Source organism: Pantoea sp. X-Soil-YNGN-775 (assembly GCF_059730575.1).
Window position 1 is genome coordinate 528,575 of sequence record NZ_AP035946.1, and the last position, 23,042, is coordinate 551,616.

At 54.3% G+C, this 23,042-nt stretch carries 22 protein-coding genes; 9 read left to right on the plus strand and 13 right to left on the minus strand.

Features of this window, described 5'->3' with window-relative positions:
- Positions 1 to 219: 219 nt before the first annotated feature.
- Entirely contained in the window at positions 220 to 1,095 is an 876-nt protein-coding gene (locus AC6I8I_RS22390; protein ID WP_497828739.1) for a LysR family transcriptional regulator, read from the minus strand.
- Between the two features lie 130 nt (positions 1,096 to 1,225).
- Between AC6I8I_RS22390 and gstA the strand changes: the two genes are divergently transcribed.
- Positions 1,226 to 1,831, plus strand: coding sequence for a glutathione transferase GstA (gene gstA / locus AC6I8I_RS22395; protein ID WP_497828740.1), 606 nt, complete (start codon positions 1,226 to 1,228; stop codon positions 1,829 to 1,831).
- A gap of 277 nt (positions 1,832 to 2,108) precedes the next feature.
- On the opposite strand, the gene AC6I8I_RS22400 is transcribed toward gstA, so the two are convergent.
- The 3 genes from AC6I8I_RS22400 to AC6I8I_RS22410 are packed head-to-tail and all read right to left on the minus strand — an operon-like array spanning position 2,109 to position 5,788.
- The gene (locus AC6I8I_RS22400; RefSeq protein ID WP_312055625.1) at positions 2,109 to 3,368 is read right to left on the minus strand and encodes a glycerate kinase type-2 family protein; all 1,260 of its coding nucleotides are present in this window, start codon (positions 3,366 to 3,368) and stop codon (positions 2,109 to 2,111) included.
- Between the two features lie 2 nt (positions 3,369 to 3,370).
- Positions 3,371 to 4,459: a tartrate dehydrogenase gene (locus AC6I8I_RS22405; RefSeq protein ID WP_312055624.1), complete on the minus strand. Its 1,089-nt coding sequence runs from the start codon at positions 4,457 to 4,459 to the stop codon at positions 3,371 to 3,373.
- A gap of 18 nt (positions 4,460 to 4,477) precedes the next feature.
- On the minus strand, positions 4,478 to 5,788 hold the full coding sequence (locus AC6I8I_RS22410; RefSeq protein WP_069727982.1) for an MFS transporter: 1,311 nt from the start codon (positions 5,786 to 5,788) through the stop codon (positions 4,478 to 4,480).
- 128 nt (positions 5,789 to 5,916) lie between these two features.
- Here AC6I8I_RS22410 and AC6I8I_RS22415 point away from each other — a divergent pair, with 128 nt between their 5' ends.
- The gene (locus AC6I8I_RS22415; RefSeq protein ID WP_312055623.1) at positions 5,917 to 6,825 is read left to right on the plus strand and encodes a LysR family transcriptional regulator; all 909 of its coding nucleotides are present in this window, start codon (positions 5,917 to 5,919) and stop codon (positions 6,823 to 6,825) included.
- A 456-nt stretch (positions 6,826 to 7,281) separates the two neighbouring features.
- On the opposite strand, the gene AC6I8I_RS22420 is transcribed toward AC6I8I_RS22415, so the two are convergent.
- On the minus strand, positions 7,282 to 8,172 hold the full coding sequence (locus AC6I8I_RS22420) for a LysR family transcriptional regulator (RefSeq protein WP_497828741.1): 891 nt from the start codon (positions 8,170 to 8,172) through the stop codon (positions 7,282 to 7,284).
- A gap of 129 nt (positions 8,173 to 8,301) precedes the next feature.
- Here AC6I8I_RS22420 and AC6I8I_RS22425 point away from each other — a divergent pair, with 129 nt between their 5' ends.
- Positions 8,302 to 9,615, plus strand: a complete 1,314-nt coding sequence (locus AC6I8I_RS22425; protein WP_312055621.1) for a nucleobase:cation symporter-2 family protein — start codon at positions 8,302 to 8,304, stop codon at positions 9,613 to 9,615.
- The gene (locus AC6I8I_RS22430; protein ID WP_312055620.1) at positions 9,608 to 10,093 is read left to right on the plus strand and encodes a nucleoside deaminase; all 486 of its coding nucleotides are present in this window, start codon (positions 9,608 to 9,610) and stop codon (positions 10,091 to 10,093) included. The genes AC6I8I_RS22425 and AC6I8I_RS22430 overlap by 8 nt, the downstream gene beginning before the upstream one ends.
- Before the next feature lie 369 nt (positions 10,094 to 10,462).
- Here the strand turns inward: AC6I8I_RS22430 and AC6I8I_RS22435 are convergent, their stop codons facing one another.
- The 3 genes from AC6I8I_RS22435 to AC6I8I_RS22445 all read right to left on the minus strand — a co-directional run bounded on the left by AC6I8I_RS22435 (position 10,463) and on the right by AC6I8I_RS22445 (position 13,724).
- Entirely contained in the window at positions 10,463 to 11,722 is a 1,260-nt protein-coding gene (locus AC6I8I_RS22435) for a diguanylate cyclase domain-containing protein (protein ID WP_312055619.1), read from the minus strand.
- A 403-nt stretch (positions 11,723 to 12,125) separates the two neighbouring features.
- On the minus strand, positions 12,126 to 12,629 hold the full coding sequence (locus AC6I8I_RS22440; protein ID WP_312055711.1) for a P-loop nucleotide/nucleoside kinase family protein: 504 nt from the start codon (positions 12,627 to 12,629) through the stop codon (positions 12,126 to 12,128).
- A gap of 150 nt (positions 12,630 to 12,779) precedes the next feature.
- Positions 12,780 to 13,724, minus strand: coding sequence for a LysR family transcriptional regulator (locus AC6I8I_RS22445; RefSeq protein WP_046289312.1), 945 nt, complete (start codon positions 13,722 to 13,724; stop codon positions 12,780 to 12,782).
- Between the two features lie 93 nt (positions 13,725 to 13,817).
- On the opposite strand from AC6I8I_RS22445, the gene AC6I8I_RS22450 reads away from it, so the two are divergent.
- From AC6I8I_RS22450 to AC6I8I_RS22460, 3 genes are read left to right on the plus strand one after another with little or no spacing between them, the layout of a single operon-like run.
- Positions 13,818 to 14,255 (plus strand): DMT family transporter, encoded by a 438-nt coding sequence (locus AC6I8I_RS22450; RefSeq protein ID WP_312055710.1) that lies wholly within the window; start codon positions 13,818 to 13,820, stop codon positions 14,253 to 14,255.
- Positions 14,256 to 14,717 (plus strand): DMT family transporter, encoded by a 462-nt coding sequence (locus AC6I8I_RS22455; protein ID WP_497828742.1) that lies wholly within the window; start codon positions 14,256 to 14,258, stop codon positions 14,715 to 14,717.
- 26 nt (positions 14,718 to 14,743) lie between these two features.
- Positions 14,744 to 15,496, plus strand: a complete 753-nt coding sequence (locus AC6I8I_RS22460) for an SDR family NAD(P)-dependent oxidoreductase (protein ID WP_031374402.1) — start codon at positions 14,744 to 14,746, stop codon at positions 15,494 to 15,496.
- A 234-nt stretch (positions 15,497 to 15,730) separates the two neighbouring features.
- Here the strand turns inward: AC6I8I_RS22460 and AC6I8I_RS22465 are convergent, their stop codons facing one another.
- On the minus strand, positions 15,731 to 16,603 hold the full coding sequence (locus tag AC6I8I_RS22465) for a LysR family transcriptional regulator (RefSeq protein ID WP_031374401.1): 873 nt from the start codon (positions 16,601 to 16,603) through the stop codon (positions 15,731 to 15,733).
- 286 nt (positions 16,604 to 16,889) lie between these two features.
- Between AC6I8I_RS22465 and AC6I8I_RS22470 the strand changes: the two genes are divergently transcribed.
- Positions 16,890 to 17,993 carry an oxidoreductase gene (locus AC6I8I_RS22470; protein WP_497828743.1) on the plus strand — a complete coding sequence of 368 codons (1,104 nt, stop codon included), beginning with the start codon at positions 16,890 to 16,892 and terminating at the stop codon, positions 17,991 to 17,993.
- 309 nt (positions 17,994 to 18,302) lie between these two features.
- Here AC6I8I_RS22470 and AC6I8I_RS22475 read toward each other — a convergent pair whose 3' ends face one another.
- The gene (locus tag AC6I8I_RS22475; protein ID WP_497828744.1) at positions 18,303 to 19,208 is read right to left on the minus strand and encodes a LysR family transcriptional regulator; all 906 of its coding nucleotides are present in this window, start codon (positions 19,206 to 19,208) and stop codon (positions 18,303 to 18,305) included.
- Between the two features lie 363 nt (positions 19,209 to 19,571).
- Between AC6I8I_RS22475 and AC6I8I_RS22480 the strand changes: the two genes are divergently transcribed.
- Positions 19,572 to 19,865, plus strand: a complete 294-nt coding sequence (locus tag AC6I8I_RS22480; RefSeq protein ID WP_031374399.1) for a DUF1330 domain-containing protein — start codon at positions 19,572 to 19,574, stop codon at positions 19,863 to 19,865.
- A gap of 173 nt (positions 19,866 to 20,038) precedes the next feature.
- Here AC6I8I_RS22480 and AC6I8I_RS22485 read toward each other — a convergent pair whose 3' ends face one another.
- The 3 genes from AC6I8I_RS22485 to hprR all read right to left on the minus strand — a co-directional run bounded on the left by AC6I8I_RS22485 (position 20,039) and on the right by hprR (position 22,960).
- Entirely contained in the window at positions 20,039 to 20,617 is a 579-nt protein-coding gene (locus tag AC6I8I_RS22485; protein WP_312055615.1) for an RBBP9/YdeN family alpha/beta hydrolase, read from the minus strand.
- Between the two features lie 314 nt (positions 20,618 to 20,931).
- Complete coding sequence (locus tag AC6I8I_RS22490) at positions 20,932 to 22,287, minus strand: heavy metal sensor histidine kinase (protein WP_497828909.1); 1,356 nt, start codon at positions 22,285 to 22,287, stop codon at positions 20,932 to 20,934.
- Complete coding sequence (hprR, locus tag AC6I8I_RS22495) at positions 22,280 to 22,960, minus strand: response regulator transcription factor HprR (protein WP_312055614.1); 681 nt, start codon at positions 22,958 to 22,960, stop codon at positions 22,280 to 22,282. The genes AC6I8I_RS22490 and hprR overlap by 8 nt, the downstream gene beginning before the upstream one ends.
- Between the last annotated feature and the right edge of the window lie 82 nt (positions 22,961 to 23,042).

Here is a 23,042-nt window from a genome sequence, read left to right on the forward strand (position 1 = left end):
ATCAGCGGAAAGCCCATTTTATAGTCAGTGCCCGACTGGAAGCAGGACGCGTTGAGCGTCGGGGAGGAAGCAGGAAGCAGGAAGCAGGAAGCAGGCTGCTGATAACATGATCGACAGTCAGCAGAATGCCGGTTTTTTGCTGATGGCAAATCTGACGTTGGCGTTTTGCACCCGCTGCAGATGTTTCATAAGGTGAAGAAAGGATTAACGGTTCATCACTTATCTTGCTTCACGCACTCCTTTAAGCAGAGCCTGCGTCGCATCAGACGCGTTTCCGGATGGCGAACAGACCAGCCCGAACTCACGGTGTATCGGCGGTGTCAGCGGCACCACACACAGGTTACGCAACTCCTCCGGCAGGGCAGATTCAGGCACCAGGGCGACGCCCATATCTTCACCCACCAGCTTACAGGCGCTGATCCAGTCGCGTACCGTCACGCGGATGTCAGAGAGTTGCAAACCCGCCTTTTCCATCAGGCTTTTGCCATTCACTGCACATCCGCCGGTCGCCAGAATAAAGGGCTGGTCTGCCAGTTCCGCCAGCGTAATGCCATCCGTCCTGGCCTGCCGTGCCTGCCGGCTACCGGCCTGCATCACCACTACCCACGCATCCTGCCCGATGGCAACCTCAGCACGACCGGGGAGAGCGTTCATCACCACGCCCAGTTCGACCCTGTCTGCAGCCAGCCACTCTTCGACCTCCTCATCTGAGCCTTCGAGGATGACCACTTCAATATCAGGATGCAGACGCTTAAAGTCCCGTAGCAGGCCGGGCAACAAGGTGGAGGTCACGGAAGGAAAACTGGCGAGCCGGATGCGCCCGCTGTTTAACCCCCTACTCTTGTCAGCCAGCACGCGGATTGCCTCCAGCTGCGACAGCATGTTTCTGGCGTGTTCGATAACCTGCTGACCCAGCGCGGTAACACCGATGTACCGTCGCTCGCGGACAAATACCGCAAAGCCCAGAGACGCCTCCAGCTGGGCGATAGCCTGGCTGGCACCGGACTGAGTCATTCCTGTCTGTTCTGCGGCACGCGTGATGTTGCAGGCGTCCGCCACCGCAACCAGCAAGCGCCAGTGTAAAAGATTCATCATGATTATCAGTAGCTCAGCTAATAGTTACCTTCTGGATCATTAATTTTACAGCGCACTGAGCGTCAAATACAGTGAGTTCAGCAACGCGCAGGACGTTGCCCGACGGCTTTTCACTTTAAACGGAGAAAATATGAAACTTTATTACGCCCCGGACACTTGTTCGCTGTCACCGCACATCGTGCTGCGCGAACTGGAACTTGAGTTTGAGCTGGTGAAAGTCGACAACCGAAGCAAGCTCACCGCTGACGGACGCGACTTCCGCACCATAAACCCTAAAGGTTATGTCGCGGCGCTTGAACTGGACGATGGACAGATACTCACTGAAGGCCCGGCCATTGTGCAGTATCTCGCGGACAGCAAACCGGAAAAGGGGCTGGCCCCGCCAGCGGGCAGCTGGGCCCGGGTGCGTCTGCAGGAATGGCTTAACCTTATCACCAGTGAAATCCACGCGGGTTCGGCACCGTTGTTCAACGCCACGCTGCCCGAAGACGTCAAAGCGATTTTTCGAGAGAAGCTGTTCCGGCAGTTTGATTTGCTTGCGGCAGCGCTCAACGAAAAAACCTACCTGACCGGATCGACCTTCAGCGTTGCTGATGCCTACCTTTTCACGGTGCTGGGCTGGTGTAAATTCTTCTCATTCGACCTGCAGCGCTGGCCTGCGTTGTCGGCATATATGGAAATGATCAGCGCGCGTCCGGCTGTGCAGGCCGCATTACTCGCTGAAGCGTCTCAGTAAGATCATCCGCCGCTTAATGCATCTCACAACCGTTGAGCGGCTGCCAGCGGGAAAGTCCGCTTATCGATTAAGCGGACATGACCCAACCCGGTGTGCTCAACGTCTCTATGCATAAATGCCATTGTCTCAGCCTGACAACGCGTGCAGGTTCAAACTCACCTTTATTATCCTCCTTCGTTCTGCCGCTGATTTTTCATAAATTCAGCCCGGCTTAAGCCGATCGCTTTTTCACTTGATGAGCATCATCGCTGCTGTGTTCATCAGACAAAGCAACCGGTTAGCCTATTAATATCGCTCTGATGTCATTAACATTGGTTAACGTTGGCCCGGTGATCAGCAGATCATTAATCGCATGAAAATAGCGGTAACTGTCATGCGCATTCAGATAGCCAAGCGCATCAAGCCCACAGGTTTTACCGCGCAACAGCGTATCAGGAAAAATCATCGCACCGGCCGCATCCTCGGTGCCATCAATACCGTCACTGTCTCCCGCGATGGCCCAGATTCCACTTTCCCCGCGCAGTGCGCAGGCCAGCCCAAGTAGAAACTCGGTGTTACGCCCGCCTTTACCTGCCTTTCCCTCGCTTACCGTCACCGTGGTTTCGCCGCCTGACAGCAACACTGCTGGCCCCTTCAGCGGGTAGCCGTGCTGCTTCACTGATTTTGCGATGCCCGCCATGACGGTGGCGACCTCCCGGCTCTCACCTTCAATGGCGTCGCCGAGTATCAGTGGTGTAATACCGTGACGACGTGCCGCACTGGCTGCGGCCTGCAACGCCATCGCGGGTGTGGCAATCATCCTGACCTCACCGACCGGCTGCCTGCCTGACAACGCCGACGGCTGGCTCAGCAGATGGCGAACCGCGGCGGAGACCGGAATAGCGTAGCGTTCGAGCACCTTCAGCGCATCTTCTGGTGTGCTGCTGTCAGCCACCGTCGGACCGGATGCCACATCCGCCGGATTATCACCCGGAACATCGCTGATAATCAGCGAAACCACCTGTGCAGGCTGCGCCAGTGCCGCCAGCCTGCCACCTTTTACTGCCGACAGATGACGCCTGACCAGATTCATCTCTCTGATGCTGGCACCGCTGTGCAGCAGTGCCCGGGTAACAGACTGTTTATCGGCCAGCGTGATACCCGGCGCGGGTAATGCCATCACGGCGGAGCCACCGCCTGATATCAGCGCCAGCACCAGATCGTCGGATGTCAGGCCGCGCAGGGTTTCCAGAATCAGCATCGCCGCCGTTTCACTCATCGCATCTGAGACCGGATGAGAAGCCTCCAGAATGCGGATACGCCCGGCAGGCACGGCATGACCGTAGCGCGTCACCACCACGCCACTGACCTCTACATCTGGCCAGGCGGCATCGACAGCCGCTGCCATAGCGGCCGACGCCTTGCCGGCCCCGACGACAACACAGCGGCCAGCGGGTTTCGGCGGCAGCGCGGCCGGCACGACAGGCCCGGGACGGGCGCTGTCAACCGCCTGCTTAAAGATATCCTCCAGTATCGCTGCGGCCCGATCGTTTCTCATTATCAGGCACTCTCGGCAACGGTTGAACGGGATTCGATAAACTGCACCACGGCACGCGTGACATCAGCCGTTTTGGCCGTGCCGCCCACGTCGGGCGTCAGGATGCCGTGGGTGCAGACGTGTTCGATGCCTTCCATGATCAGCGCAGCGGCCTGATGCTCGCCCAGATGCTCCAGCATCTGTACCGCCGTCCAGAAGGTGGCGATCGGGTTGGCGATGCCTTTACCGGTGATATCAAAGGCTGAGCCGTGAATCGGCTCGAACATGGAGGGAAAACGTCGCTCAGGATCGATATTCGCGGTAGGCGCCACGCCCAGGCTGCCCGCCAGTGCACCCGCCAGGTCGGATAAAATATCGGCGTGCAGGTTGGTGGCGACGATGGTATCCAGACTCTGTGGATGCAGCGTCATGCGGTGTGTCATGGCATCAACCAGCATTTTGTCCCATTGCACATCCGGAAACTCCTGCGCCACCTCAGCGGCAATTTCATCCCACATCACCATGCCATGACGCTGCGCATTGGACTTCGTTACCACCGTCAGCAGCTTACGCGGGCGCGATTGCGCCAGTTTAAAGGCATAACGCATGATGCGCGTGACGCCGACGCGGGTAAAAATCGCCACTTCGGTGCCGACTTCTTCCGGCAGCCCCTTATGGGCGCGGCCACCGTTACCCGAATATTCGCCCTCGGAGTTTTCGCGCACGATCACCCAGTCGAGATCGCCCGGCCCGCGGTTGCGCAGCGGCGACGTAACCCCGGGCAGAATTTTGGTTGGCCGCACATTGGCGTACTGATCGAATCCCTGGCAAATCGGCAGACGCAGCCCCCAGAGGGTGATGTGGTCAGGCACATCCGGTGCGCCCACCGCGCCGAAATAGATCGCATCGAATTTTTTCAGCGTCTGCAAGCCCTCTTCCGGCATCATCACGCCGTAGCGTTTGTAGTAGTCAGAACCCCAGTCGAAAGTCTGAATATCAAATTTCAGCTGCGGATCGCGCTGTGACAGCGCCCTGAGAACATCAATGCCGGCTGAGATGACCTCAGGACCGATACCGTCAGCAGGAATAGCGGCAATAGAATAGTTACGCATGGTATTTCTCCGTGTCGATTAATGAGTGTGAGGTTGATGAAGTTCTGTGGTCTGTGGCTTTTTCGCTTTTCCGGCCAGAATCAGTACCGTCAGGGCTGAAACCATCAGCAGTCCGGCCACGAAATAGAGTCCCCAGGTGTAGCTGCCGGTTTGCTGGCGGATGATGCCAATCATCATCGGCCCGACAAATCCGCCGAGGTTGCCAATCGAGTTGATAGCAGCAATGCCCGCCGCCGCTGCCGGCCCGCTGAGAAACAGGGTTGGCATGCTCCAGAGCGGCGGCTTGGATGCGCTGATCCCCACCGTAACCAGCGTCAGGGCGATAATCACTGAGAAAAGGGTCGTGACGCTGCCGGCGTAAATCAGTCCGGCCGCTGCCAGCAGGCAGGCAGCAATAACGTGCCAGCTGCGCTCATGGGTCCGGTCGGAGTGGCGCGCCCAGAGGATCATACCGAGAACACCAAGCACCGCCGGGAAGGCATTAAGAAAGCCGATCTCTAACGATGAAGCACCGAAGCTGTGAATAATCTGGGGTGCCCAGATACCCAGGGTATAAAGGCCGGCTGAGGTGCCAAAGTAGACCAGCGCCAGCGCCAGTACCCGCTTATCCGCCAGACCACGCCATGCGCTGCTGTGGCTCTGGCCCACCGCCCGCGCCTGCTCTTCAGCCTGCATGGTGTTTTGCAGCCAGGTCCGCTCTTCTTCAGTCAGCCATTTGGCTTTGGCCGGTCGGTCAGTGAGCCAGAACAGCACGACGATGCCCAACAGTAAGGCCGGGACCGCCTCCAGCACGAACATCCATTGCCAGCCGGCGAAGCCCATCAGCCCGTGCATTTCCAGCAGTGCGGCGGAGATCGGTGAGCCAAGCGCGGTGGAGAGCGGCGCTGCGGCCATGAAAATGGCGGTAACCTGCGCACGTTTTACCGCCGGGAACCAGTAGCTGAGATAAAGAATGATGCCCGGAAAGAAACCGGCCTCGGCCACGCCGAGCAGAAAGCGGAGAATATAGAAACTGGTGGTGCCCTGTACAAACGCCATACAACCGGAGACCAGTCCCCAGGTGATCATGACGCGGGCAATCCAGATTCGGGCACCGACCTTATGCAGAATCAGGTTAGACGGGACCTCAAACAGAAAGTAACCGAGAAAGAAAATTCCGGCACCAAGCCCGAAGACCATCGGCGAAAAGCCCAGGTCCTGATTCATGGTCAAAGCGGCAAAGCCGATATTAACCCGGTCGAGAAACGCGATAAAATACAGCAGCATGATAAAAGGAATAATCCGCAGCGTTACTTTGCGCATTACCTTTTTTTCGAGGTCATTATGCATAGCAGGATGCTCCACAGTCAGGTAGGGTTGTTATTGTTTTGTTGTGAACTCAGTATGCTGTTTTGACAGGCGTTATCATCGGCAAGGGTTTATATAAATAATTTGAATAATCTGAATGCGGGCAATAAATGGATATAAATCAGCTGAGATGCTTCGTGGTATTGGGTGATGAACTTCACTTTGGCAGGGCTGCCCGGAAGCTTGAAATGATGCCTGCGTCACTCAGCCGTTTTATCCGGCTGCTGGAGGAGGATTTAGGCATACGCCTGCTGAATCGTTCGACCCGCAATGTTTCCCTGACCCGGGAAGGCGCTGAGTTTCTGAGTGAAGCCAAATCCGTGGTGGCAGATTTTGATGGGTTGCGGCTGAGGTTTCGTAAGAATATGACATCGCAGAAAAAGACCCTGCGGATCGGCGCGATTGACAGTGCGGCAAGAGGATTACTGCCGAAACTGCTCAATCTGTTTGTTAGCGCGTTTCCCGATGCGGATATCCATATCAGCGAAGATAAATCACACAGCCTGATCCCACGACTGACTTCCGGCTGGCTGGATCTGGTGTTTGTTCGGCCACCCGAACAGACCGACGTCACTCTGACCACCCGCTTTATTGCCAATGAAACCTGCGTGCTGGCGGTGCCTGCCGATCACCGGCTGGTGGATTACCAGCAGGTGAGTATCGAAGATTTTTGCGATGAGCCCGTCATCGTGCCGGAAAGACGTACCCGACCTCACAGCCATGACCTGACGATGAACCTGTTCAGAGCGGCGGGCAGGTATCCGGTGATAGCGCAGTATGCCGAGGAAAAACAGACCATCCTGAGCTTCGTTGCCGCCGGGCTGGGCGTGGCGCTGGTTCCCTCCTCTTACCGCAACATGAACGCGGACGGTGTAAAGTACCTGCCGCTGGCGCCAGCCGACGACATCCAGGGATTGCCGCTGTGTGTGATGTGGCACCAGGGAAACCGGGACAGGTATGTCAATGCTGTGCTTAACCTGCTGGCGGACAACAGTGAGACACTGACGAAAGACCTGTAGTCACAGGATTCACCGGTCAGCTGAAATTCGCCGCTGACGCTACGGCGTTGATCGTTTGCCCCCACAGATCCGACAGTCCCGGTGAAACCGCGCCTGTTTCAGGCCGAACGGCACGACGCGCAATCTCCCGTTTATTCCCATTGCCTCGTGGTGCGTAATGTTTACTGCGCCGCGCCATGTGCCGCGATAAAAGCGCCTGATTGCCGGAACCTTACCGCGATAATCGCGCTCCTCTCGCTGTGGCGCAGCAGACGTGCGGTTACTGACGCCCTATGTTGCAACAGCCGTTTGTCGGTTCGCGTTCTGGCTGGAGGGTCAGCCGGGACTTCGCCCGCAGGCCCTTAAGGTATTCGCCAACAGTATGCGCCAACAGGGCGGCAGCGGTGCCGCCTGGTGCCAGTAGCGAGCATCGCTAAATCCTCACCGGATCCCTTATCGGACAGCAAAATATGACAGCTATAGCGTCGTTCTGTTGCCCGCATTATCCTGCTCAAAAATTTTATGCTGCACTAAACGATCGCGCAGCCAGATTTGCGCTTTGCCGGCTGTCGCCTGTTTTGACCACAGCAGATCCACCGCCACGATCCAGTCGGTGTGAGGATATTCCCGCTGGCGTAATTCTATCAGCCTGCCTGTTTGTAATTCGCGATGAACGAATTCGCGTGGCAGCGACGCCCATCCCAGCCCCGCCAGTGCAGCATCCAGCATTGCACTGTAGCTTTCCACGCGCCACAGCATCGGGCTGCCCAGATATTCGGTGGTGGCGATCTTTTTTTCCTGTGAGCCAAACGTGATGTGACGCCAGTTGTGCAAATCGGCAAAGGAAACCGGGATCTGTTGAGCAAGCGGATGATCAACACTGACAACGTGTACCATCACCAGCTTACCCAGTTGAGTGAACTGAATGGTTTCACTCTCAACAGAATGGGAAAGGGTGATACCCAGATCAACCTCACCGCTTTTCACCATTGCTTCCACATCGCCGCGAAACGGTTCCTTGATATGGATATCAACTTCAGGAAAGGTCATAGAGAATTCATATAGCACCGGCGCAATCGTGACGTAGGGCAATTCAATTGCAAGGCTGACATGGCTCTCAATCTGGTGGTTGAAGGCATTTACCCGCTGATCAAAAGCATGACATCGCCCCAGTATGGTTTTGACATATTCCCGCAGCACTTCCCCTTCTGGCGTAAGCCTGACCTGCCTTGGCGTCCGCTCAAATAGCGCAATGTTAAGCTCAATCTCCAGATTGCTCATCGCCATGTTCACCGAAGACTGAGATTTCTTCAGATGACGCGCTGCAGCCGAGAAGGAGCCAGATTTGGCAACCTGTTCAAACGTCATAAGTTGTTCTAATGAATATTTCAAAATACCTCTCAGCTTTCAATTTTTGTGAAAACAGCTCACTTACTTTAAACATTTTTTTACCGATAGAGTGGATTCTCTGTTTAATAAATTGCGATTGGGATGCTTATGGAAACGTTGATTGCAGAAAAGCCAACTCAACACTCGCTGAGTGTCGGGCGGATAGCGTCGCTGGGCTTCCAGCATGTGCTGGTTATGTACGCCGGTACGGTAACGGTGCCTTTAATCCTTGCTTCGGTGATGGGCTTAAACGCCTCTCAGACGGTTACGCTGGTCAACGCCTGCCTGCTGACATCCGGACTCGCCACGCTGCTTCAGTCGGTTGGCTTAGGCCGCTTTGGTGGCAGGCTGCCGTTAATCCAGGGGTGCTCGTTTATCGTGCTGGCACCAATGGCGATGATTGGTCAGACGTTCGGAATTACCACTGTTTTTGGTTCTGCAATCGCCTGTGGATTGTTTACCGTGCTTATCGCGCCGCTTTTCAGTCGCTTAGTGCGCTTCTTTCCACCGATTGTGATTGGGTGCGTTATCACTATTATTGGCATTTCGCTGATGCCGGCAGCGGCGATCTGGATTGGCGGCGGCAACCCTGATGCAGCGGATTTTGCCAGTCCCTCTCACCTGTTACTCGGTCTGGCTACGCTGCTGATCACGCTAATCTTCTACTGTAAAACGCGCGGAATCATCAGGAATTTCAGCATCCTGGCGGGCATGCTGGCGGGAACCCTGATCGCTTTCACCGCCGGATTAACTGATTTCTCCGCCGTCAGTCACGCCGCATGGATCGGTATCAGTATGCCCTTCTCCTTTGGTCTGCCGGTGTTTTCACCGGTGCCGGTTTTTGTCTCCTGCCTGGCGATGATCATTGTCATGACAGAAACAACCGGCAACGTCCTGCTGATTGATAAGCTGATCGGTCGTCCGACAACGCCACAACGGCTTGCCGATACGCTACGCGCCGACGGGCTTTCAACCATGATCGGCGGTTGTCTTAACAGTTTTCCCTATAATGCGTTTTCGCAAAACGCCGGGCTGATCATGCTCACCCGTATTACAAGTCGTTCCGTGCTGGCTGCCGCGGGTCTGATCCTGGTGCTGCTCGGCCTGTTTCCTAAACTGGGTGCCATTGTTGCCGCCATTCCTCGTCCGGTACTGGGCGGCGTGGGCTTGTTAATGTTTGGCATGACGCTGGCGGCCGGCATCCAGCAACTCAAAGACGTCAGCTTTGTCAATGAAAATAATATTCTTATTGTGGCGGTATCAATAAGCGTCGGCGTCCTCCCCATGGCTTTCCCGGCCTTATTTCATTCTCTTCCGTCATCATTAAGATTAATTTTTGACAGCGGCATTTTTATGGGCGGATTCACCGCTGTTTTACTCAATGCATTACTGAACAGCAGAAAGGGAGAACAAAATGAATAACCCGACGGATATAAAATTCCTTAAAATGTCGAATGAGGTTGGCAAGCGCGCTATCACGTTAGGTAAACATCCTTTTGGTGCGGTGCTGGTTGCCCCTGACCGGGAAACCGTGCTGTTGACACAATGTAATATTGATAGCGTTAATCATGCGGAATCGACACTGGCACGCATCGCGGCAAGCAATTTTTCTGCGGAATATCTCTGGAACTGCACGCTTTACACCGCGGTAGAGCCTTGCTGTATGTGCGCCGGTACGATTTACTGGGCCAATATCGGCCGGGTGGTGTATGGCATGAGTGAAGCGCGTTTGCTTGAATGTACCGGCAATCACGATGAAAATCCGACCATGAGTGTTCCCGCCGCCTATATTTTTGAGCACGGCCAGAAGAGAATCGAGCTGACAGGTCCGGTAGCGGAAATTGAAGAAGAAACGCTTGGGTTGCAACAGGCGTTCTGGGCAACCCGACGCAAGGCTTAATTTTATACGGCTACTCTGCCGCTATTTTAGCGCCAGCCAGATTATTGCTCTGTCAGCCTTTTGCCGGGCAGATTAAGCGTAATATCAAATAAGCGACGGGTCTCCACTGCCAGCAGTCATATTATATTCATTGTTAAGCCTCTGCCGTTGATCATAATTTGTTGGTTAACGGCAACGCTACCTCCCGACATTTTTAACTCGTCTCAAGACGGGCTGCGTCTGGTTTGACTTATTTAAAACGAACTGTAATTTGATGGTCATTAACACCCAATTATGCGGTCAGTCTGCGGCCGCTCATCGCTTTTGCCAGACCAGCTGCCTTCACGGCCACCGACGCCCCGATTTATCAGGGAAACGATACCGGCTTAGCTAAGGGCCTGCTGGCTGCGGTGCAGGATCGAAAAACTGATATGAGCCATCACGGCGCGCTTTTGCCTGGTACATCGCGATATCGGCGTGCTCAAACAACACTTTTGCCGACACCGTTCCGGACTCCGCAAGGCTGATGCCAATTGATGCACCGATAGCAACTTGCGTGCTATTGATAACCAACGGCTGTTTCAGGCTGTCAAGAATGCGCTGCGCGATGGCAGATGCCGCCTCACTGCTGCTGCACTTTGCCGCCACCACAAATTCGTCGCCGCCCAGTCGGGCCACCGAGTCACCCGGCCGCATGCAGTGCTGTAACCGTTCGCTGACCTGCTGCAGCAAGGCATCTCCCGTGGCGTGCCCCATCGAATCATTGACCGCCTTAAAGCCATTTAAATCAATAAACAGCACAGCGGTGTAAGCCAGATCGTCGTCCTGCGCCAGCATGCAGCTAACCTGATCGTTAATCCAGGCGCGATTAGGCAAGCCGGTTAGCGTGTCGCGGGTAGCCAGTTTCTCAAGCTTACGGATCCGTTCCTTGTCACGCGTGATGTCACGCGAAACCAGCACTGCGCCAATGTTACAGCCGGTGGCAGGATCGCTGACGCCGCAGGCCTTGGTGCCCAGCGTTATGTAGTGGCCATCGCGATGCAGCTTGCGTACTTCGACCACGTCCGGAAGCACGCCGCCGTTGAACAGGCGTAGCAGCGCATCCATGGCTGGCGCACGGTCGTCGGGGTGCAGGTAATCCACCACCCGCTGGCCGATTATCTCACCGGCGGACCAGCCGATCATTTCGCTGTAGGAGGGCGAGATTGAAACGTACCGACCGTCGGTGTCGCAATGGGCGATCAGGTCTGTGCTGTTTTCAATCAGCAGCCGGTATTCCGCTGCCGTACGCAGCGCATCCTCCAGCGCTTTGCGCTGCCCGGTGATATCAAGAATGAAGCCGCTGTACTGCAGGCGAGACGCAGCCGACGGGCAGCCCGGCAGACCTGAAACAATCACATACCGCGTCATGCCGTCCAGACAACGGATCGGCACTTCGAGATGAAAAGGTTTCACGCCTTCCAGCGCGGTAGTCAGTTGCAACGCGATTCGGGCATCATCATCAGCCTGTGCAAACCGCAACCATGCACTGAGCGTAACGCCTTTCAGTGCTGGCATCAGGCCCGTCGGACTCTCCTGACTGGCGATGCAAATTCCCTCGGCGTCCGTGGACCAAACAGCGGAAAAAGTAGGTTTGATCACAGTGTTCATGGTGGTCGGCTCCGTGGTTGGCTGACGATACTACACAAGCTTAAAACTCATCGTGACAGACCTCGTGATCGCCAATAATAACCGCCCCGCCCGCCAGAAAGAGGCATCGCCACGCGGTTCAGTCGGGCAAATGTCAGTCCTGCGCAATGTCTGAGGCACCGGCCTGTGCGGCAGCGATTTGTGCGGTAATCATTTGTCAGCCGGAAGGTGCAAAAAATCAGCGATGACGGCATTCAGCATCAGAAGAATGCGTCGGAGTTTATCGGCTGGGCAGCCGGTAATCTTTAATCAGGCGAGCTTTAAACCGCGTTGCCGCCTGCTACGGTCACGGTTTTTATCGATGGCTGGGTGGCGCGACAGAGACAAAGCGTTCATCGCTTTCAATGATGCGCGCCTGAGTCGTTCAGTTCTGCCCGCTCGCGGTAAGGATCCGGTCAACGCACTGTTCAGCGGATAATTTTGCGGTGTCCAGTTGCAGATGCGCTCTGTTCCAGGGTTCATAATGGCGATTGATCACCGCCTGCCAGTCAGGCACTTTTAAGCCCGGGATGTCGGATTGTCTGTTCTCTACGCGCGATCGATGCTGTTCAGCATCCGAACAGAGAATTTCAATTTCCAGAAACGGAATATCTGACGATAGGGCTATCTCCCGGAAAGCATCACGTATCAGGTTAAGGTCATTCACCGAATCAGTGATCACGGTTGATCCCAGTCTGAGATTGTCCCGCGCCAGCGCATACAGTATGAAATAGCCCTCAGGCCCAATCTCCCTGAAATGCGCCGATCCGTTCCGCAGCGCCTGTTCGACCGTATCAACGCGTAAATAAACCGCGTTTAATCGTTGGGATAATCGCTTTGCGATAGTGCTTTTTCCGCAACCCGGCAGTCCACTGAAAATGAAGAACATCATCACTCCTGTTAAATTAGCGCTGCAACGGTAAACCTCACGCGTCTGCACTGCTAACAAACCCCGTTCGCCTGAATGAGTCTCGGGTAACAGCCCGCTTTGTACCACAAGCAGGCTGTCAGTGCCTGACTGCAACGTCGAACTTTTGGCTTATCTTTTTTGTTGCTCATATTTCCAGTAAACCGGCTGCCCAAATTTGCGCAAGAAGTAATCTATGACCGTGCGCGTATTTAATGCAGGAAATTTGCTGCCCGGATACAGCATGAAAATCGACTGGCCGGCTTCACCTGTAGACACTTCATAATCCATGAGCAGCTCGGTGAGGTGACCGGACTTAAGCAGGCTACCTATCTGCCAGTCCGGAAAAAGGACAATACCGGCTCCGTCCTCGGCCATCCGGATTAGCGATTCAGCACTGTCAGACATGACTTTGGGATGCTGGCTAATGTTGTACTGTCCCTCTTTGCCTGAAAAACACCAGCGTGGTATTCCCATATGCCCACGATAAACAAGCAAATGGTGTTGCCGTAAATCTTCCGGCACCTCAGGTATGCCGTATTTATGCAGGTATGAAGGACTGGCAGCAAGATGCCAATTCTGATCTGCAATAAACCGCCCATGCAACGCCGAATCTTTCATGCCAGCGATACGTAACACCAGATCAGAGGCGTCAGACAGCGGATTAACAAATTCGTCAGTGAGACTCAGATCGATCGACAGTTTTGGATAAAGCTCACTGAGTTCCGCCATCAGGGGAGATATGTGCCTTATACCGAAAGAAACCGGCGCATTAAATCGTATCCGCCCTGATGGGACATTCATGCGTTCGCTGACAAGCGCTGACGCACTGCTGACCTGGTCAAGTATCTGCCGAAAAGCGCTGGCATAAATTCGCCCCTCTTCAGTGGGCACCACAGCACGTGTACTCCGGTAAAGCAGTTGGGTTTCCAGAGAAGCCTCAAGTAGCTGAAGAGTGCGTGAAACAGAGGAGACCGCTATCCCTTCCCGCCTCGCCACTTCAGAAAAATTTCCCGTTTCCATAATGCTCATAAACAGCTGCATGGCACGAATATTAATGTGAGTTAAGTCTTTCATCTGAGCGTAATCTGCAAAGGTGTTTGCAGGATTATGCTCTTTTTCGCAATAGACTTCCTGACTAATATTTCCCTTCTGACGGAGAAACTGATTATGAAATGGTTAAGTCTTTTATTGGTTATCGTGGCAGGAATGGGGCTTGGAACAGAGGCGGGTATTCTGGGGCCGCTTGGTGGTGTAGTCGGTCATTACTGGGCCACGCTTTGCATATTCGCCACAGGAACGGCACTGCTTTTCTTTATTTCAATTTTTTTTGGCCGACGTCGTCCTGTATCCATTATGACTTTGCCTGGCTGGCATCTCTCGGGCGGGCTATTAGGCCCCTGCTACGTCGTCATTATGACCGTTGCTGCGCCAGTAATTGGAGTGGCAATGACGATGACAGGCATCCTTGCCGGGCAGATAGCTAAAAGTCTGCTTATCGATCACTTTGGCTGGTTTGATACCCGGCGTCGCCCGGTCAACATGAGGCGAGTCATTGCACTGTGCTTAATTGCTGGCGCGCTGGCTCTTATTGCCGGAGGAAAATGAATGTTGATGATAATGATTTTATTAAGCCTGACAGGCGGTTGCCTGCTCAGCATCCAGGCTGCCATAAACGGGAAGCTGGGGCAGGAAATAGGTGCGCTTCATGCCACATTTATTAACTTCCTGTCCGGAACCGTACTTTCAGTTTTGCTGGTGATGTTTCTTGAGCCCGCCCACACGCAGTCACTTATGGATGTGCCTAAGTGGCAACTTAGCGGAGCTTTTTTCGGGATTTTGTACATCTTATTAATGATTTTCGCGGTTCGCCAAATCGGAACCGCGGTTGCAACCGTCGGCGTTATTCTCGGCCAGCTGGGTATGAGTTTACTTATTGATACTTTAGGGTTGTTTGGTAACAGCGCTATACCACTGACCTGGAACCGCATTGCAGCACTCGTTCTGCTGATAATCGCATTGTATTTCATCTTTACCAGCAACCGTGATCAGTCACAAGCATCTGGCTGATATCTGAAATTTTTCAGGAGAGCATTATGGATTTATATCTCAAAGGTAAAAAGGCTGTCGTCACCGGGGCCAGTCAGGGACTGGGCCGCGCCATTGCACGCACACTGGCTGAAGAAGGTGTAACGGTATTTGCTACAGCACGTAACGCCTCTCTGCTGAACGAATTAAAGCAGGAGTTCATTTGCGCTGGCCTGCCTGAACCGGTTATTTTTGTTCAGGACCTGATTTCACATGAAGCACCTCACGCCATAGCCGACGCGGCACTTCAAACCATGGGTCGGGTTGATATTCTTGTTAATAATGCCGGTGCCAGCTGTCCACTGGAACCGGTGGCTCCTGACGAGGTCTGGGATGAGGCGATGAACCTCGGCTTTACCCGTCAGCGCCAGTTGACGCAGTTTCTCTTACCACACTTTATCGACAATCAGTCAGGGAGCATTCTGAATATAACGGGCACGACTGAGCCAACACAGGTCAATGCGTCTGCGGTTTCAAAAGCAGCCATCGCCGTATGGTCGAAAGGACTTTCTGAACAGATTGGGAAACACGGTATTACCATTAACTGCCTGCAGCCGGGGCTGCTTGATACTGCCCAAATCCGCAGACTTTTTCCTGGTGAGGCGCGTAAAGAATTCGCCGAGCGAGAGATTGCAATGAAAGATTTCGGCGAGGCTCAGGACGTCGCTAATATGGCGACCTTTCTCGTCTCTCCCCGTTCACGGTATATCACCGGGACCGTCGCCGTAGTTGATGGCGGCATGCGCCGCTGGTCCTTCTGACAAGCAGAAATGCCCGCTCTGGTCAGGTCTTCAGGGTCATCAGGTTAGCGGCCAGAATGCTATTCAGTTGTCTGGCGTTCTAAGCAGACCAGTGAGCAGGTAATGGTCTGCTTTTACACAGGTATACTTCAGCCAGCCACTGTCATTTTTCAGCGCTGGCTATGGCTGCAACGGCACGGTAAGCCCATGAGGCGAACACGTTACGGAAAAGCATACGGCAATGCCTGCTCAGGCTTAGCCGAGTGAAGCTTTTAGCGCATCTATAAAAACATTAACGCGCTGTGGCAGATATCGCGAGGTGGGAAGCAGTGCCCACACCGGTAGATTCTGCGCGTCAACATCCATGAAAGTCACCTCCTGTAACGTACCTTCGCTAAGTTCTTTTTTGACGTCCCATAAAGTAAGCTGCGCCAGCCCCATTCCCTGAACACAAAACTCCCGAATGCTTTCAACGTTGCCTGAACTGAACCGCCCATCCACGCTCAGGCTTGTACTCTGACCGCTGGATTGAAATGTCCACTGCAGGACATTTGTAAGCCTCAGGCAGTTATGCTCAGTCAGCTCACTGAGTGTGGCAGGAACACCGTACTGCCTGAGATAATCTGGTGAGGCGCAGACTACACGCGGATTATCCACAATTTTGCGGGCTATAAGGCTGGAATCTCGCAAGGGCGCAATTCGCACCGCGACATCAATTCCGCGTCCGACAATATCGACCACGTCTTCGCTGAACTGCAGATCGATTCGTAGGTCAGGGTTGGTTTCAAGTAGTTCAGGAATCAGTGGAAGCAGGTAGCGCCGCCCGAACCCTGACGGCGCAGTAACCCTCAGCAGGCCAGACGCGCCTTTCGAATCGGGGGAAAAAAGACCCTTTGCACCCTCTTCGGCCTCAACCAAAGCACGGGCATACGGAATAAACTCTATCCCTTCCTGGGTAAGGGATACCGAACGTGTTGTTCTCTGGAGCAGACGAGTCCCCAGTTCACGCTCTAACCCGGCAAGTCTGCGTGAAACGGCCATTGCCGAGATGTCCAGCCGTCTCGCAGCCTGGGACAGGCTGCCGGCTTCAGTGATGGTCAGAAAAAGCTGTACGTCACAGACGTTCATGATGTTTTTACACTACCCGTGAAACGTTATTATCAAGCCCTGTAGGGAGGTTGATTTATACTTTTTAAAGCATGTTTGATTGATCATCTAAGAGTGCATTGAGCTTTATGCCCGCCACATTTTCTCTGTCAGCCGGATTTCATTTAAGCACAACCCAATATGCATCAGCGGCGTACGGTGATTATATCAGTTTATGATATACCAGCTTATCAGTCCCATGCGTTTATAGCTGCATCATTAAAAGATATCTTTCCCTTACTGTTACTTATCTGATCCGGGGAAAAATATGTCTGCATCACCGCTTTTTAACAGCTTTACGCTCAAAAATATCAAACTGAATAATCGCCTGGTAGTGGCACCGATGACCCGCGTGTCGGCCTCGGAATGCGGTATCGCCAGCAATCGCATGCTTTCTTATTATGAAGACTTCGCCCGGGGTAATTTTGCTCTGATCATTACGGAAGGAATTTATATTGATAATGCCTGGTCACAGACCTATGCGTATCAGTCGGGCACTGTTTCATCCATGCAGATCGCTGCATGGCGCAAAATCACTGAGGCAGTTCATGCTCAGCAGGGAAAGGTTATCGCACAGATCCAGCATTCCGGTGCGCTTTCTCAGGATAATTTCCATACGGAGGGTACAGTTAGCGCCTCTGCTGTTGAGCCTGAAGGCACGCAACTCACTTTTTACCGTGGCAAGGGCAAGTACCCTGTTCCGCGTGAGCTTAATGACGCCGAAATTCAGCAGATTATCCATAGTTTTGCGGATGCAGCGGCGAACGCGGTCCATGACGCCGGTTTTGATGGCGTGGAAATTCATGGAGCTAACGGCTATCTGCTTGATCAGTTCTTTACCGATTACACCAATCTTCGCGAAGATAAATGGGGTGGCGATACGGCGGGGCGTCTTACATTAATCCTTGAGGTCATTAAGGCTGTGCGTACCCGACTCGGCGCTGAGTCGATTATTGGCATCCGGATTTCTCAGAGTAAGGTAAATGATTTTCATCATAAATGGGCTCACGGAGAAGACGATGCGCGTACTGTTTTTACGCTGTTAGCCCAGTCAGGCATTGATTACCTGCACCTGACTGAATATGAAGCCTGGCAGCCTGCATTTGAGAGCGGACCGCTATCACTTGTCGCGCTGGCTCATAAATATGCGCCTGATTTAACAATTATCGCCAATGGCGGCCTGCATGAACCACAGCGTGCAATAGAGGTGCTATCAGCAGGCGCTGATCTGATAGCACTGGGCCGGGGGGCGCTGGCGAACCATGACTGGCCAAACCGCGTAAAAACCGGTAGGCCGCTGGCAGAATTTGATCGTGACATCCTCGGTCCTGTAGCAGACATTAAAGATAGCGAATTACCAGCAAGCTGCTGATTGACAGCGAAAAAACTTTGGTCGATAGTCAATCCAAAACGGGGGATCGCTTGATGAAGGGGGCTCTGTCTGGGAAACGATTCGTCTTGTGCTGGCTCAACCGCGTAGTTTCCCTATAAGTTGCATCTATTTTTAAGGTCCAGCACGAGAAGATCTGAATGTCGGAGCTAAATCTGGTGACGTCAAAAAGGGGGGCAACGTCCGCTTTTCGCTCACAGCGGACCTTATGTTCTAACTTTATGCCCGCTTTGTACCACAAGCAGACATGGTGCGCTTCATCTTAGCTAATGTGAGAGTCACCCCAGCCAATCAGTCAAAATAGGGTTTTAAAATTTCTTCAGTCCAGTGCATAAAAGCCCTGACACGCCGGGACAGATTTCGTCGATGCGCGACGACAAAACTGGCACTGAGCGGCTCGGGACGCAGATCGGCAAGGATTTCCACCAGTGCACCGCGCTCAATATAGGGCGCGAGTGTGGAGTAACCGCCCTGGATTAAGCCCAGCCCGGCCAGCCCCGCCTCATGATAGGCCGGTACGCTTTTGACCCGCATCGCGCCGGGTAACACCAGAAATTTGTAGCCGTCACCCGTCGGATATTCCCATCCATCAGGCTTCGAACCAAAGCTCCGCTGGTAATGCACCATCTGGTGTTTCTGATTGAGAAGATCGTCAATCGTCTGCGGCATCCCGAAGCGCGCCAGATAGTCCGGACTTGCTGCATTGATCATGCGTAGCTGCCCCAGAGGGCGGGCAATCAGCTGGTCATCTACGATCGGCCCCAGGCGGATGACACAATCAAATCCCTCATGGACCAAATCAACACGGCGATCGGTGCTTGAAAGCTCGATCTCCAGTTCAGGGTGGGCTTCCAGCAGCTGAGGCAGAGCCGGGATCACCACGCTTTGTGCCAGCACGGCCGGCATATCAACCCGTATCCTGCCGCGCAGTGACATCCCATCGTGAGAGAACATTGACTGCAGCTCTTCGGCTTCCGATAGCAGGTCTCGTGCGCGTGAATAAAACGCCCGCCCATCTTCGGTTAACTGCACCGTCCGCGTGGTGCGGTGCAGCAGCGTGGCACCGGTCTCCTTTTCAAGTTCACGCACCACCAGTGAGGCGCGTCCTTTCTGAATACCCAGGCTTTCAGCTGCCTGAGTAAAACTCTTCATCTCCGCCACACGGGCAAAAATAATCAGCGCCTCGAGGTTTTTCATTGTTCTTCCTGAGAGTAACAGTGCGTTATTTCTTCGGTTATTTATCACCATATTAATAGCTAATAGACTGCTTTCACACCGCGGATAACGCACCAGGCGATCTGACCGCCAGGGGGAATCGTCTCTCTGAAGCGATTGATGCCGTTGCGATCGGGCGTCTCTGCAATAGCAATGGCGCAGGTTCCCGCCTCATGCAGATAACGATTGAGTCTGCCGGGGCAGCGAGTGAAAGGCGGTTCGCCATCATTCAGCCTGCTGACCCGCAACACCCATTCGACCTCTTTACCCCGCTCCAGATTAGGCTCACGCCCGTCGCGGTGGCTTACGCTGGAATTTATCCACGCTCAGGAAGGATAGAGAAAAATGAACAAAGGTTATTTAATCGCTCATGTCACCGTATCAGACCCTGTCGCCTACGCTGAATATGCCAGAGCGGCTGGCGAGGCTATGCAGGCGTTTAATCCAAAGATTGTTGCCTGGTCAGGGCAGTATGAAAATCTGGAGGGAGAAGCGCATGAACGGCATGTGGTTTTTGAGTTCGATTCTTTTGCCGAGGCCAGACGTTTTTATCAAAGCCCTGCCTATCAGGCGGCCAGGTTGCTGCGGGCAGGCGCTGCGCGTGGAACGTTCGTGCTGGTTGAAGGAGCCAGCCTTTAAACGTTACCTCATCTGTTTTGCGTTCGCGGCGAATCCGGGGTGCAGAATCACGTCAGCACCCGGAGTACCACCCGGATTAGCCGGAAAATACCACGGTTAATCATCTGATGAGCGACGCTACCTGACTAAAAAGCGGTAAGGTAGCGCGCAATCGGCTACGGCAACTGACGGGGTTAGTTCCGCACAGCGTTTGTATCTGCCTGTTCTGTTTTGCGTAAAGCAACGCCGGTAAAGTTTTCAAACAGACGCTCACCGTCCGGCCATTCACCATAGCCTGCGGCCGTATGCAGATGTCCCGCGCCGCTGAACAGTCGGGTTTCGCATCCCCATTCCAGCGCCAGCGAGCGCGCCCGTGCTTCGCTGAGGTGCTGATCATTATCGCTGTGAATCAGCAGCGCACTGTACCCTAACCGGCCCGACGGCAAGGGGCGCTGCTGTCGGATAGGCACGATGGCGGTTTCAGCATCGACGTCTGCCGGCGCCACCAGAATCAGCGATTTTATCCGGCTGGATGCGTGGGTTGCGGCCCACTGGACCACCGCTACCGCGCCACAGCTGTGGCCCAGCAGCACAATGTCGCCCTGGGTTTCAGCAATCACCTGATCAAGTCGCTCAACCCATGCAGCAGAAGGCGAGTTCCAGTCATCCTGCTGAACGCGGACAACGTTGCTGTATTTCCTTTCCATAAAAGACTGCCAGTGTTCCGGGCCTGAATTGGTATATCCCGGCACAATAAGGTAGGTGGTGGTCATTCGTTTCTCGCGTCAGGGGAATTGGCGGAAGAAAGGAGGATGACGGTTCCAGCCGTCATACCCTTTCCTCTTGTCAGGGATTTCATCAGATGCAGGAAACAAATGCCAGAGGTCAATTCCCGGCTCACTCTTCAAAGAGATCTCTGTGCGCGACATCCGCGTTATCCCGGCTAAGATCCGCTTCCGTTCAGGCCCGGAGGGTGAATTTGCGCGGGCGGGTAACAGAGTATGGCGTTGCGATCCTCGCGGATTAAAGCGCCATCACCCACTCATCATCCCCTTTCCGGAGGCAAAGCGTGCGCATCCTGTCTCTGTCAGGAAAGCAGGCGCAGGCCAAAGATATTGCGCCCTTTGTCGTGCCGGTAGTAAGCACTGCCTCCGTGTAAGGCGGCGATGGCGCGCACCAGTGACAATCCCAGCCCGCTTCCGGCGGTGTGACGGACGTTATCGCCGCGCCAGAATCGTTCGAATAATTTTTCTGGCTCCGCCAGCTGTTCCCCGGCGTTCGACACCTCAATCTCAACGTAGCCAGCCTGATGAAAGCTATTGACCCGAATCGTGTCCTGTTGTGGCGAGTAGCGAATAGCGTTGATCAGCAGGTTACTCATCGCTCGCTGGAACAGCATTTTATCCGCGGTGAGGCTGCCTTCGGCGTTGAGTTCAATCACCTTCTCCTGCTCTTCCGCAACCGGCTCAAGAAAGTCGATCAGCGCTTCCAGCGCATCATGCAGCGGGAATTTCTGTTTATTGAGTCTGATATTGTGGTGGGTGGCGCGCGCCAGGAAAAGAATGTTTTCAGTCAGCCGCGACAGGCTCTCCAGCTCTTCAATGTTGCCTTCGAGCAGCGTCTGGTACTCAGCGGCTGAGCGTTGATGCCCCAGCGCAACCTGATTCTGGCCCAGCAACACATTAATCGGCGTGCGGATTTCGTGAGCCAGATCGTCAGCAAACTGCGTCAGGCGGATAAAGTCTGTCGATAAGCGCTGGCGCATAGCATTAAGCGCGTTGCCAATCGGCAGCAGCTCCTGCGGAATAGCCTGAAGCGGCACCGGCTGATTTAACCGGTCACTGGCCGTTTCTGCCACCATCTTACTTAACCGGCCGATCGCCCGTAGTCCCCGGCGAATAAGCAGCGGACTGACGGCGGCGCACAGCAAAATGGCCGCCAGTGAAACCAGAATGCTTTGCTGGCGATAACGCTCCAGCATCAGCGCTCGCTCGCGTGCGACCCGGGCGAGCGTAATGGTGACCGGCCCGAGCGATGAATTTGCCCGCAGGCTTAACGCCGCCGCTTCGGTATTGTCCGCGTTGATCCAGCGGTGCAGTTGTTTCTCACTGGGTGGACTGTTGACCGGCGTGGGCGAGAGGTCGGGCAAGATAATCCCGGTATGATTAATGCTGACGTTTTGCTCATGCTGCGAGCGGATGCTAAGGATATCCTGATGGATATCGACCATCCGATTGAAATAGAGCGGCAGCGAACTGGGATGCGCGCCATCTTCAAGCAGCTGCCTTAACTGCGCCGCCCGGTTAATCAGCGTTTGATCGTCACGCCAGACCAGTTCGCTGCGTAAGGCGTTATACAGGATCAGGCTGATGCCGCCGCAGGCCATCGCCATAATCAGCGTAAAAATCACCGTCAGCCGCAGCGTCAGAGAAGGGCTATACACCATCGACCGCCTTTTCTGACAGGCAATATCCCATGCCTCTTACCGTCGTAATCAGCTTTTGAGGAAAAGGATCGTCGACTTTACGGCGCAGGCGGCGGATAGCGACATCGACAATATTGGTTTCACTGTCGAAATTGACGCCCCAGATCTCGCTGGCCAGCAGGGTGCGCGGCAAAATCTCACCGTGTCGGCTGGCGAGCAGCCATAACAGCATGAACTCTTTGCGCGTCAGCGTCAGTGTGACGCCGTCACGCATCACCTGAAAGCGCGCGGAATCCATCACCAGATCGCCGACCCGCAGCAGGCTACTGTGCGGTTGCTGCTGCCGGAGCTGATTCCTTACCCGGGCCAGCAGTTCAGCAAAGGAAAACGGCTTGACCAGGTAATCATTTGCCCCCAGCTCCAGCCCTTTCACCCGGTCATCTACCGAGTCTCTGGCGGTCAGGCAAATCACCGGAATATGACTGGCGGTACGCAGGGTTTTAAGTACCTGCCACCCATCCATTCCTGGCAGCATAATATCCAGTATTACCAGGCTATAGGGATGCGACAGCCCAAGGTGCAGGCCATCCCGCCCGTCTGCGGCGTGATCCACGATGTAGCCCGCTTCCTCCAGCCCCTTACGCACCCAGGCGCTGGCCTTCTGGTTATCTTCAATCAGTAATAGTTTCATCGGCGCAGTTTGCCATGAAATTTATCACCGCCCCAACGTTTCAGCGCCAGATGACAATATGGTCATCTTTCTGACAGGCAGA

Bases quoted from the DNA above. Each gene is read 5' to 3' on its own strand.
- AC6I8I_RS22420 (WP_497828741.1), bottom strand. From the start codon at position 8,172: ATGACGTTTGAACAGGTTGCCAAATCTGGCTCCTTCTCGGCTGCAGCG.
- AC6I8I_RS22465 (WP_031374401.1), bottom strand. From the start codon at position 16,603: ATGAACGTCTGTGACGTACAGCTTTTTCTGACCATCACTGAAGCCGGC.
- AC6I8I_RS22415 (WP_312055623.1), top strand. From the start codon at position 5,917: ATGGATATAAATCAGCTGAGATGCTTCGTGGTATTGGGTGATGAACTT.
- AC6I8I_RS22435 (WP_312055619.1), bottom strand. From the start codon at position 11,722: ATGAACACTGTGATCAAACCTACTTTTTCCGCTGTTTGGTCCACGGAC.
- AC6I8I_RS22455 (WP_497828742.1), top strand. From the start codon at position 14,256: ATGTTGATGATAATGATTTTATTAAGCCTGACAGGCGGTTGCCTGCTC.
- AC6I8I_RS22445 (WP_046289312.1), bottom strand. From the start codon at position 13,724: ATGAAAGACTTAACTCACATTAATATTCGTGCCATGCAGCTGTTTATG.
- AC6I8I_RS22405 (WP_312055624.1), bottom strand. From the start codon at position 4,459: ATGCGTAACTATTCTATTGCCGCTATTCCTGCTGACGGTATCGGTCCT.
- AC6I8I_RS22470 (WP_497828743.1), top strand. From the start codon at position 16,890: ATGTCTGCATCACCGCTTTTTAACAGCTTTACGCTCAAAAATATCAAA.
- AC6I8I_RS22485 (WP_312055615.1), bottom strand. From the start codon at position 20,617: ATGACCACCACCTACCTTATTGTGCCGGGATATACCAATTCAGGCCCG.
- gstA (WP_497828740.1), top strand. From the start codon at position 1,226: ATGAAACTTTATTACGCCCCGGACACTTGTTCGCTGTCACCGCACATC.
- AC6I8I_RS22480 (WP_031374399.1), top strand. From the start codon at position 19,572: ATGAACAAAGGTTATTTAATCGCTCATGTCACCGTATCAGACCCTGTC.
- AC6I8I_RS22390 (WP_497828739.1), bottom strand. From the start codon at position 1,095: ATGATGAATCTTTTACACTGGCGCTTGCTGGTTGCGGTGGCGGACGCC.
- AC6I8I_RS22475 (WP_497828744.1), bottom strand. From the start codon at position 19,208: ATGAAAAACCTCGAGGCGCTGATTATTTTTGCCCGTGTGGCGGAGATG.
- AC6I8I_RS22400 (WP_312055625.1), bottom strand. From the start codon at position 3,368: ATGAGAAACGATCGGGCCGCAGCGATACTGGAGGATATCTTTAAGCAG.
- AC6I8I_RS22430 (WP_312055620.1), top strand. From the start codon at position 9,608: ATGAATAACCCGACGGATATAAAATTCCTTAAAATGTCGAATGAGGTT.
- AC6I8I_RS22425 (WP_312055621.1), top strand. From the start codon at position 8,302: ATGGAAACGTTGATTGCAGAAAAGCCAACTCAACACTCGCTGAGTGTC.
- AC6I8I_RS22450 (WP_312055710.1), top strand. From the start codon at position 13,818: ATGAAATGGTTAAGTCTTTTATTGGTTATCGTGGCAGGAATGGGGCTT.
- AC6I8I_RS22440 (WP_312055711.1), bottom strand. From the start codon at position 12,629: ATGTTCTTCATTTTCAGTGGACTGCCGGGTTGCGGAAAAAGCACTATC.
- AC6I8I_RS22410 (WP_069727982.1), bottom strand. From the start codon at position 5,788: ATGCATAATGACCTCGAAAAAAAGGTAATGCGCAAAGTAACGCTGCGG.
- hprR (WP_312055614.1), bottom strand. From the start codon at position 22,960: ATGAAACTATTACTGATTGAAGATAACCAGAAGGCCAGCGCCTGGGTG.
- AC6I8I_RS22460 (WP_031374402.1), top strand. From the start codon at position 14,744: ATGGATTTATATCTCAAAGGTAAAAAGGCTGTCGTCACCGGGGCCAGT.